Origin of the sequence: Bifidobacterium vansinderenii (genome assembly GCF_002234915.1) — a bacterium.
In the GTDB taxonomy this organism is placed as follows: Bacteria; Actinomycetota; Actinomycetes; order Actinomycetales; family Bifidobacteriaceae; genus Galliscardovia; species Galliscardovia vansinderenii.
This window is the reverse complement of sequence record NZ_NEWD01000002.1, coordinates 67,605-76,305: the sequence shown is the minus strand read 5'-3', so window position 1 is coordinate 76,305 and position 8,701 is coordinate 67,605. Positions and strand designations below refer to the sequence as shown.

The following is an 8,701-nucleotide window of genomic DNA, read 5'->3' as shown; positions in this document are numbered from 1 at the left end:
TTTACATGTAGGTGTCCCTGATCAGGCAGTCCACGACCCCGCCGCCCGGCGACTCCAGCACGACCGGCACGCTGCCCCCGGCCGGTACCGTGGGGAAGCCGCGCGCCGTGAGACCGCGGCTGACGTCCATGCCGCCGATCGTGGCGGTACGGCTGCGGCAGTCCAAAACCAGCGGCACCATGCCGATCGGCTGTCCGTAGGCGAGGATCGCGTCCGAGCCCATGCGCAGCGTCACCCCGTCGGGCATCGGCCCGTGCACGGTGAACACGGGCGCTGCCGGATACGTACCCCCGTTGCGCAGCACGCCCACGTTGCGCGCGTCCACGGCCACGTCCCCGTACGACAATGGGTAGGAGAGGCCCTTCACTCCGCTCCCGTAGGACAGGCCGCCGCCCCCGCCCGCATGCGCGGCCGACAGCTGCAGCCGCTGTTCCTGCCACGCGAGCCGTTCCGGGCGCGGGCAGACGATGGTCAGCTGGTTCTTGGTCAGGACCCTGTCGGGCCATGCGGCGTTGACGTCTACCGACGCGTATCCGGTGCAGTAGGTGTCCTGTTCGCCGTCCATGACGCGGATGGTGATTTGCCGGCCCGTCAGCAGGCCCATGGAGGTGATCAGTCGCTGCAGGGCGTCACGGTTCTCCGAGACGGCGGCCCAGTGCAGGGTTATGGTTCTGGCGGCGTAGTGGATCATGCCGTCGGGGATGTCGTGCGCGCCGTCGCCGATGCCACGCTCTTGGCTGGTGACCTTCAGATCCGGGGTGGACAGCCATCCCTCGATGCCGTCCTCGGTGACGTACAGGCCGTCGATGTCGTCCACGGCGCCCCCGTGCAGGGTCAGCGTGGTGGCTCCCGCGCGGAGTTCGACCGTTTCGATCGTGTGGTTCATGCGAGCATCAGCCTCGCCTCCCTTGCCGCGTTGCGGTGGATGATGCTGGCGGCGACGTGCAGGTCGCTGTCGGCGCGCACCACCTTCGTGGTGAAGTTCTGCACGACGCTGGTCGTGCCGTTGCCTCCGGTCGTGGCCAGCGCGGTCACTGGCACGACCAGCGGTTCGATGCCGGACTGGAGCTTGGCGGTCATCTCGTCGAGGGACCGTTCCACGAGCCCGCGTGACATGCTCACGCCCTGCCCCATGCCGGCGCCGATCATCAGGCCGATCTGGTCGCGGAACACTCGGGACGGCGAGTGGATGCCGAGCGCGTTCTTGGCGGCGTTGATGGCGCTGTCGGCGACGCTCTTGGCGGCCTCGACGACCTTGCTCACGGCGCCCTTGATGCCGTCGACCAGACCGTTGACGATGTTGCTGCCGGCGTTGACGAGCCAGCTTCCGGCGTTCGCGAACGCGCCGGTGATCTTGTCCTTGATGCCGGTGATCACGCTCACGACGGCGTTCACGCCGCTGCTGGCGGCGGTCTTGATGCCGTTCCAGATCGCGCTGAACGCGCCGGACAGTCCGTTCCACGCCGCGTTCCACAGGCTGGTGATGACGGTCAGACCGCCGCGGATAAGCGCCTGCACCGTGTTCCATGCGCCGGACAGGATGCTCTTGATGGCCTGCCATACGCCGGAGAACACCTGTTTGATGCCGTCCCACGCCTGACTCCAGTTGCCGGTGAACACGCCGGTGAGGAACGTGATCACGCCGGTGAGCACGGTGACCACGCTCTGGATGACGCCGATGATCGTGGTGATCACGGGGGTGACCACGCCGATGATCGCGGACACGACCGCCGTGATGACCGGCACCATGGCGGTGATGACGTTGACGATGGCGGTGATCACGGGGATCAGCAGACTCACCAGCGTGGTGACGAGGGTGGCCACGACGGGCAGGAACGCGGCGATCGCGGACACGATCAGCGTGATGACCGGTACCAGCGCGCTGACCAGCGTGGCCGCCAGCTGCACGACGACGGGGACGAGCGTGCCCACGAGCATGGAGACCAGTTGGGCGATGACCGGCAGGATCTGGGCGATGACCGGCAGGATCTGCGCGGCTAGGCTGATGATCGTGGTGATGACCGGCACGAGCGCGCTGACCAGCGTGGTGGCGAGCTGCATGATCACGGGCAGGATCTGCGCGGCCAGTCCGGCGACCATCGTGATCACGGGGGCCAGCGCGGACATGAGCGTGGATGCCAGTGCGATGAGCGGGGTGAGCAGCGCCGGACCGAGCTGCGCGAACGCGGTGACGAGTTCGGCGATGACCGGGGAGAGCTGTGCCAGCGCGTCGCCGATCTGCGTCATCATGTCGGCCATGACCGGGGCGAGATCCGCGCCGGCCTGGGCGAACGCCTGCCCGAGCTGGGCGAACGCGTCGGACAGTGCCGGCAGCTGCGCGATGATCGGCTGCAGGATCGTGGACAGCAGTCCCGCCAGGGATTCCAGCACGGGCATCGAGGCCTGGGCGAGCGTGGCGAACGCGTCGGCCATCTGCCCGCCGATCTGCCCCAGCGTCGGCCCGATCTGCTGCAGCACGGAACCGACCACGCCGACGATGGTCTGGAACCGGTCCGCCATCCCCGAGGCGATCGAGGAGAGCAGCGGGCCGATGCTGGACGCGAGGGAGGACAGGACCGGTCCCACCGTCGAGACGACGTTGGAGATCGTGTTCCCGATCGACTGCATGAGCGACTGGAGGACCGGCAGGGCGGCCTGCCACGCCGCCTGCACCTGCTGCCAGAGCGGCTGGAGGAACTGCATGAACGACTGCCATGCCGCTCGTCCGGTCTCGGTCTGGGTGAAGAACAGGGCCATGGCGGCGACGACCGCGGCGACGCCGATGCCGACCATGCCCATCACGCCGATCGTGCCGGACAGCGCCGCGCCGAATCCCGTGGCGGCTCCCTTGATCGCGGTGAACATGGCCTGGCCGCTGGAGAGCGCCTTCTGCGCGTTGGCGACTAGGGTGAGGCTGCCCGCGTAGGTCCGGAGCGCCGCTGCCGGGCCGCCGAGATCCTGCATGAGCAGCAGGGCCCTGCCCGCCGACTGGGCGCCCGAGGCGACCGCGTCCATGGTCCTGGTCAGTGCCGTGAGCCCGCCGTTGAGGGTCTGGTAGCCCTTGACCGCGAGGAACCCCGCGGCGATGGCCATGAGCGCCGCGCTGATGGGCGCGCCGTGCTCCTCGTACCACTGGAGCGTGCCCTGCAGCTGCTGCAGGAGGCTGTTGGCGGTGGGCACCGCCTGGGCGAGCGTGGTGCCGAGGATGTCGCCGAACGCCTTGAGTGCGGGTTCGGCGGTGGCGGCGAACTGGTCGATGACGGGGATGAGCTGGTTGAACAGGTCTCGCAGTCCGTTGAGCACGGGCGTGGCGGCGGTCTCGCCGAGACGGCTCAAGGCGGCCTTGACGTTGGCGAGGGCGCCGGTGAACGTGGTGCCGGCGCTTTGGGCGGCGCCGCCGAGCCCCTCCTGCATGGCGTCGGCGAAGGTCTGGAAATCGATCTCGCCGGCGCTCACCATGTCGCTGACGGCCTCGGACGTGGTGCCCAGATGGTTGGCGAGCATCTGCAGCACCGGGATGCCCGAGCTCATCAGCTGGAGCATGTCGTCGCCCTGGAGCTTGCCGCGCGCGGCCACGGATCCGAAGATCGTGCCCACGTCCGTCAGTTCGCGGCCGCTGATCTGGGCGGTGTCGGCCACGGTCTTGAGCACGTCGGTCAGCTGCTTGCCGCTTTTGACGCCCGATGCACTCAGACTGGCGGCGACGGTTGCGGCGTCGCCGAGACCGAACGCGGTGCCCTTGACGGAGGCGAGGGCGTTGTTCATGATCTCGCTGACGGACTCCGAGTCGTGACCGAGGCCCTTGAGCTTGGCCTGCGCGTTCTCGATGTTCAGGGCGCGGTCGAAGCCGCCCTTGGCCGCCAGACCGACGAGCCCGGTGGCAACACCGGCGACCGCGCCGACGCCGATCTTGCCGACCTTGGTGAACGCGCCGCCGACGCGGGACAGGATCGTCCTGGAGGATTTCTGCACGCCGCTGCTGGTGGCGTCGTCGAGACTGCCCTCGATGGCCTTGCCCAGCCCCTTGGTGGAGGGCTGGACGAGGATGTAGTAGGTTCCCAGATCCTTGGCCATGCGGCTCCCTCCGGTCTTTCGCTATTCGGTTATGCCCAGACGGTCCTTGAGCCGGCGTCTGAGTCGTTCGTCATGCGGCCTTTTCGGCTTGGCCGGGTCGGTCTGCGTGACGGTGGTCTGCCAGGGCGGGCGGATCCGTATCTTGCTCATGCCCTGGTTGTAGGCGTGGATGTACTTGTCGGCGGGGTCGGGGATCCACGCGTATCCGGCCAGTGCGGCGTAGCTGTGGCTGGAGTGGTCCATGAGGATCTGCCAGAGCATGGGCCATGCCGCATACAGGGGCATGGCCTTGAGATCCAGCGGACAGCCCCATGCGCGGATCCAGTCGTACTGGAGCGCGGCCCGGTGCTCCAGCCACAGGTGCAGGACGATCAGGCTTTTGGGTCGGCCTTCGAGGCCTGCGCCCATGCCTGGAACACGAGGCCGATGTCCTTGATCTTGTCGCCGCTCCTGGTGTCGAGCTCGCGTTCGAACCGCGGGTATTCGCGGGACAGCCAGGCGAGGAGCACGGCCATGAACCCGGTCTGCTCGTTCTCGTCGAGGTTGTCCCAGCCCTTGGAGGCGACGCTCATGCCGGCGATCATGACGGCGGTAGGCATCTGCCTGCTGTCGTCGAGGCGGGGTAGGTCCATCTTCACGCTGCCGTACTGGATGTGCACGGGACGGGGGTCGACGTCGTCGGTGATGTGCTCGGGGGTGATCTGCGTGTACTGCTTGTCGCTCATGCGGTGTTCCTTCCGGTCAGGCTGCGAAGCCGTAGGCCTTCATGAAGTACGGGTATTTCGTGGAGTCCCTGTAGGTGCGCAGGGTCATGCCGAAGTTCTGCAGTTTGCTCACGTTCCAGGTGATGTCCTCGCGCTCGTTGACCTTGGCCTTGGGGACGTGCAGGAGGATGAGGTCCTCGCTCTGGGTGAGGCCGGCGACGACGTACTGGCTGATCCGGTTGCATTCGGCCGAGCTGATGGTCAGGCCGCCGTCCTCTCCGATGGTGGCGTCGAAGTAGGTCTCGACGACCTCCTTCTTGGACTCGAGGCCGGTGAACTGGATGGTCCAGTAGCCGCCGGAGCTCTGCGAGATGACGACGTTGCCGTTGTGGGCCTTGAAGTCGTTGCTGTCGCCGGATTCGGGGTGGATGACGATGCCGTCCTCGGAGAAGTAGCCGAACGGGTCCTTGCCGTCGGCGGGACGCCAGTTCGGTCCAAACGTGAGCGTCTCGTTCACGTCGAACTTGTAGATCGCGGCCTCCTTGATGAGCTTGACGAGGTCGCTGTTGTTGCCGGTGGACACGAAGTCGAGGCCGGCGGCGCCGGCCGCGAGCAGCTGCGCCTCCAGACTGGTTGCCATGATCGTTTTCCTTTCGATTGGTTATCGTGCGGCGACGGTGAGCAGGACCGCCCCGTACGCGTAGTCGACGCCCAGCCGGGTGTCGTGGTTGATGGTGGGGCCGGCCTGCAGGGAGGCGTCGACGAGAGGGCCGGTCTTGCGGTGGGCAAGCAGCCATCGGGCGCACTGACGGAACATTCGCATGGCCGTCGGCGTGTCGGCGGTACCGTCCGCCTGGAACGCGTAACAGCTGAATGTGAGCGTCATGTACTGGGATGCGGGCGTGGGCATGGCCCCCGGATCCAGGGTGAGCAGCGTCTTCGCCTGCAGGCCGTCGGGCATGTCCCAGCCGAACCTGATGCCTGGCAGAGCGCCGGAGAGCCCGTCGAGGATCATGTCGGACGGGTCGACGCCGGTGAGCGCGGGGGTCATAGGGTCAGCCTTCCGGGGAATCCGGCCAGCGTGCCGCGGTGCGCGTCCTCGACGGCCTTGGGGATGGTGGCCACGACGTTGCCGCGGTCGCCGTCCTCGTTGCGGTACACCTTGATGGCACGGTGCGCGGTGGCCATCCCGTGAAACTGGGATTCGACGTTGTCGAGGATCGTCGCGTTGTGGAGCAGGTATCGGGAGACCTTCAGCCGGTCGAGCACGAGTTTGCCGGGTTTCATGAGTCGAGGCTCCTTTCCACGTGGTATTGGACGCCGATGCGGCGGTCGCCGCGCCGCCAGTCCTCGGGCGTGCGGGTGACGGTCAGGGTCTCGCCGCGCACCACGGCCGTGTCCCCGACGCGCACATCGAACGGGGGCGTGCCGCGCAGGTACAGGTCGTAGCCCGACGTGACCACCAGTCTCCCGGTGTCGGTCTGCCGCTCGTAGGTGCCGGGAGCGGCGAGCACGTGCAGGGCGCCGAGTTCGGTCGGCTCGCCGGCGACGCGCCTGCCGTGCTCCATGCGGGTTTCGTGCCGCTGGAATGGGACGGTCTCCGTGTTCACTCGCCGCTCCTGGACATGGTGAGGGTGAACGCCCGGCCCGCGCCGGCGCCGAGTCGTCGTTTCTCGGTGTCGAGCATGTACAGGTTGCCCATGGGGTTGGCGAACGTGTACCCGTCGGTGAACGGGCCGGTGGTCGTGTTCATCTGGCTGACGCCTGCCGGTGCGCCGTTCTGGTCCGCGAGCATGGCGCGTTTGACCATCTCGCAGCAGGTGTCGGCGCACAGGCCGGGCGTGCGGATCTCGTACCGCTGCCAGTGGGGGCAGTCGGCTCTGATGATGCGCGACGCCCGCGCCAGCAGCGTTTGGGCGCGGGCGCGTTCCTCGTCGTTCAGCGTGTGCCATCCGGCTTCGAGCTCGTCCACGCTGGCGAACGGCTTGCTCACGGCAGTTCCTCGACGGTCTGGCGCCCGGTGTCGATGTCGCGGACGACGCGCACTCGTGTGCCGTCCGGTCGCGTGGTCTCGAACGATTCCACGCGCAGCCCCTCGACGGTGGGCTCCGTGGGTGCGGTGTCGCCGGCGGGAGACGCCGCGGGTTCGGGGTCCGGTTCGGGCGTCGGCGCCGGCGTGGCCGTGGGCTCGTCGAGGATGTCGGTGGTCACGTCGTCGGTCGGCTTAGGCATTGAGCACTCCGTTCAGGCGTGCGGCGGCCTTGCCTCCGAACACGCCGAGGCCGCAGTAGAACTCGACGCGGGTGCGGTAGGCGGGCTTCTCCTGCAGCTGGCCGAGGTCCTCGACCATGACGCCTCCGTTGGTCAGGCCGGTGACGGCCTGGTCTCCCTCGTCGCCGCCGAACTTGACCGCGTAGATGCTGGACGTGTTCTTGGGCGCGGTGTCGCCGGTGCCGAAGGTCTCGTTCTGGGCGAGGACCATGCTGCCGTCGGTGTTGGTGCCGGCGTCGAGCACGGGGATGCCGTTCCACATGAGGGTGCGCTTGCCGGTGATGTCCTGCTGGAGGGTGGTGTCGTAGCCGATGTGGCGCAGCGCGGAGCGGAACCTGCCCATGATCGTGCGGTTCATGTAGATCGCGCCGTTGGACGGGCCGATGCCGTTGACCGCGGCGAGCAGCTCGTCGAGCTTGTCGAGGAACGCGTGCACGTCGGTGCCGCCGTTGCCCAGGACCTTCAGTCCTCCGGCGGCGGGGCTGATGACCTGGTTGCCGGTCAGTCGCTTGCGCAGACCGTCGAAGCTCTTCGCGTCGGTGGCGGTGTCGCCGTTGAAGAACGTCTGCTGGAACTTGTAGGAGATCGCCTTGACCTTCATGGCGGTCTGGGTGGCACGCTGGTCGTTGAGGTTGGAGCGGGTCTGCTGGATGAAGCGGTCCACGTCGGCGTCGCCGCCCAGGATGACGAGCTTCTCGCTCTTCTGGTTGACGGTGCCGGTGGATTCCGCGTATGCCTCGTTCACGTTGCGGAACGCGACGCCGGGCAGGGTGGCCTCCTCGTTGTACGCGTAGGAGTTGCCCTCGATGCTCAGGAACGGGATGCGGTCGAGCACGGGGCTTTCCTGCACGAACGTTTCGAGTACGCCGCGCTGCAGGGCGTCGGTGGACAGTTTGGCCGATTCGGCCAGGGTGAGCGACATGATGGTTTCCTTTCGATGTTGTCGGTTAGTCGGCGTAGGCGGCGCGCAGCATGTCCATGGCGGACTTCGCGTCCTCGGGCGGGCGTTTGCCGTTCTGGGATGCGGCCTTGGGGCCGCGCTGCCTTGTCGTGGTCTTCTCCATCAGCGAGGAGAGCTTCTTGGCCTGCTCGGCCAGCGTGTTCTCGTCGTCTCCGGACAGCAGGGCGACCATGTCCGTGGGCAGTCCCGTGTCGGCGGCGATCTTGGTCACGAGCGTGCGATGGGCGTCGGCGGCCTTCAGCTCGTCGCGTTCCTTCTCGATTGCGGCGAGACGTTCGCCGAGCCTGTCGAGGTCGGACTTCGACTCGCTTTCCTGCGCGTCGTATTTCGCGGCCTTGGCTTTCAGCTCCTCGTAGTCCGAGTACTTGGCCTCGATCTCGGCGGCGCGTTTGGCCAGGGCGCGGCTGAAGTCCTTGGACTGGTCATCCTTGTGCTCGTTCAGAGCTCCGGCGTCGTGGCTCTGCTCGGAGCCGCTGCCCTCGTCGCCGCCGGTGTCGGCGAGACGCAGACGACGGAGCCGGTACTGCAGGAACTTGTTGTGCATGGGTCCTCCTTGGTGATGGCGCACGGTTAGCGACGCGGCGTGCGGGGTCCGCGGTACGTGGCGGATGCAGGATTCGAACCTGCGAGGCAAGAATGCAGCCGGGTACAGCCGGCCCCAATCGACCGCTCTGGCAATCCGCCGGGTGGT

Annotated in this window: 12 protein-coding genes and 1 tRNA gene; all 13 read right to left on the bottom strand. The window is 67.4% G+C overall.

Annotation, left to right across the window (positions count from 1 at the left end):
* Window position 1 precedes the first annotated feature (1 nt).
* Window positions 2-886: a hypothetical protein gene (locus Tam10B_RS00505; RefSeq protein WP_093959328.1), complete on the bottom strand. Its 885-nt coding sequence runs from the start codon at window positions 884-886 to the stop codon at window positions 2-4.
* Complete coding sequence (locus Tam10B_RS13340) at window positions 883-4,074, bottom strand: tape measure protein (RefSeq protein ID WP_198947485.1); 3,192 nt, start codon at window positions 4,072-4,074, stop codon at window positions 883-885. Before Tam10B_RS13340 ends, Tam10B_RS00505 begins: the two co-directional genes overlap by 4 nt.
* Before the next feature lie 21 nt (window positions 4,075-4,095).
* Window positions 4,096-4,482: a hypothetical protein gene (locus Tam10B_RS00495; protein WP_093959327.1), complete on the bottom strand. Its 387-nt coding sequence runs from the start codon at window positions 4,480-4,482 to the stop codon at window positions 4,096-4,098.
* Window positions 4,446-4,799: a hypothetical protein gene (locus Tam10B_RS00490; protein ID WP_093959326.1), complete on the bottom strand. Its 354-nt coding sequence runs from the start codon at window positions 4,797-4,799 to the stop codon at window positions 4,446-4,448. The genes Tam10B_RS00495 and Tam10B_RS00490 overlap by 37 nt, the downstream gene beginning before the upstream one ends.
* 16 nt (window positions 4,800-4,815) lie before the next feature.
* The gene (locus Tam10B_RS00485; RefSeq protein ID WP_093959325.1) at window positions 4,816-5,418 is read right to left on the bottom strand and encodes a hypothetical protein; all 603 of its coding nucleotides are present in this window, start codon (window positions 5,416-5,418) and stop codon (window positions 4,816-4,818) included.
* 21 nt (window positions 5,419-5,439) lie between these two features.
* Window positions 5,440-5,829 (bottom strand): hypothetical protein, encoded by a 390-nt coding sequence (locus tag Tam10B_RS00480; RefSeq protein ID WP_093959324.1) that lies wholly within the window; start codon window positions 5,827-5,829, stop codon window positions 5,440-5,442.
* Window positions 5,826-6,065, bottom strand: coding sequence for a hypothetical protein (locus Tam10B_RS00475; RefSeq protein WP_093959323.1), 240 nt, complete (start codon window positions 6,063-6,065; stop codon window positions 5,826-5,828). Before Tam10B_RS00475 ends, Tam10B_RS00480 begins: the two co-directional genes overlap by 4 nt.
* Complete coding sequence (locus Tam10B_RS00470; protein ID WP_093959322.1) at window positions 6,062-6,388, bottom strand: hypothetical protein; 327 nt, start codon at window positions 6,386-6,388, stop codon at window positions 6,062-6,064. The genes Tam10B_RS00475 and Tam10B_RS00470 overlap by 4 nt, the downstream gene beginning before the upstream one ends.
* The gene (locus tag Tam10B_RS00465) at window positions 6,385-6,771 is read right to left on the bottom strand and encodes a Gp19/Gp15/Gp42 family protein (RefSeq protein ID WP_093959321.1); all 387 of its coding nucleotides are present in this window, start codon (window positions 6,769-6,771) and stop codon (window positions 6,385-6,387) included. The genes Tam10B_RS00470 and Tam10B_RS00465 overlap by 4 nt, the downstream gene beginning before the upstream one ends.
* Window positions 6,768-7,010: a hypothetical protein gene (locus Tam10B_RS00460; protein ID WP_093959320.1), complete on the bottom strand. Its 243-nt coding sequence runs from the start codon at window positions 7,008-7,010 to the stop codon at window positions 6,768-6,770. The genes Tam10B_RS00465 and Tam10B_RS00460 overlap by 4 nt, the downstream gene beginning before the upstream one ends.
* A complete protein-coding gene (locus Tam10B_RS00455) occupies window positions 7,003-7,971 on the bottom strand; it encodes a major capsid protein (protein WP_093959319.1) in 969 nt (322 codons plus the stop codon). The genes Tam10B_RS00460 and Tam10B_RS00455 overlap by 8 nt, the downstream gene beginning before the upstream one ends.
* Before the next feature lie 25 nt (window positions 7,972-7,996).
* On the bottom strand, window positions 7,997-8,554 hold the full coding sequence (locus tag Tam10B_RS00450) for a capsid assembly scaffolding protein Gp46 family protein (protein WP_093959318.1): 558 nt from the start codon (window positions 8,552-8,554) through the stop codon (window positions 7,997-7,999).
* A gap of 58 nt (window positions 8,555-8,612) precedes the next feature.
* Window positions 8,613-8,694: transfer RNA gene (locus Tam10B_RS00445), tRNA-OTHER, on the bottom strand.
* Window positions 8,695-8,701: the final 7 nt, after the last annotated feature.

Coding starts and splice junctions, on each gene's coding strand:
- Tam10B_RS00505 (WP_093959328.1), bottom strand. CDS start 886: ATGAACCACACGATCGAAACGGTCGAACTCCGCGCGGGAGCCACCACG.
- Tam10B_RS13340 (WP_198947485.1), bottom strand. CDS start 4,074: ATGGCCAAGGATCTGGGAACCTACTACATCCTCGTCCAGCCCTCCACC.
- Tam10B_RS00495 (WP_093959327.1), bottom strand. CDS start 4,482: ATGGGCGCAGGCCTCGAAGGCCGACCCAAAAGCCTGATCGTCCTGCAC.
- Tam10B_RS00490 (WP_093959326.1), bottom strand. CDS start 4,799: ATGAGCGACAAGCAGTACACGCAGATCACCCCCGAGCACATCACCGAC.
- Tam10B_RS00485 (WP_093959325.1), bottom strand. CDS start 5,418: ATGGCAACCAGTCTGGAGGCGCAGCTGCTCGCGGCCGGCGCCGCCGGC.
- Tam10B_RS00480 (WP_093959324.1), bottom strand. CDS start 5,829: ATGACCCCCGCGCTCACCGGCGTCGACCCGTCCGACATGATCCTCGAC.
- Tam10B_RS00475 (WP_093959323.1), bottom strand. CDS start 6,065: ATGAAACCCGGCAAACTCGTGCTCGACCGGCTGAAGGTCTCCCGATAC.
- Tam10B_RS00460 (WP_093959320.1), bottom strand. CDS start 7,010: ATGCCTAAGCCGACCGACGACGTGACCACCGACATCCTCGACGAGCCC.
- Tam10B_RS00455 (WP_093959319.1), bottom strand. CDS start 7,971: ATGTCGCTCACCCTGGCCGAATCGGCCAAACTGTCCACCGACGCCCTG.
- Tam10B_RS00450 (WP_093959318.1), bottom strand. CDS start 8,554: ATGCACAACAAGTTCCTGCAGTACCGGCTCCGTCGTCTGCGTCTCGCC.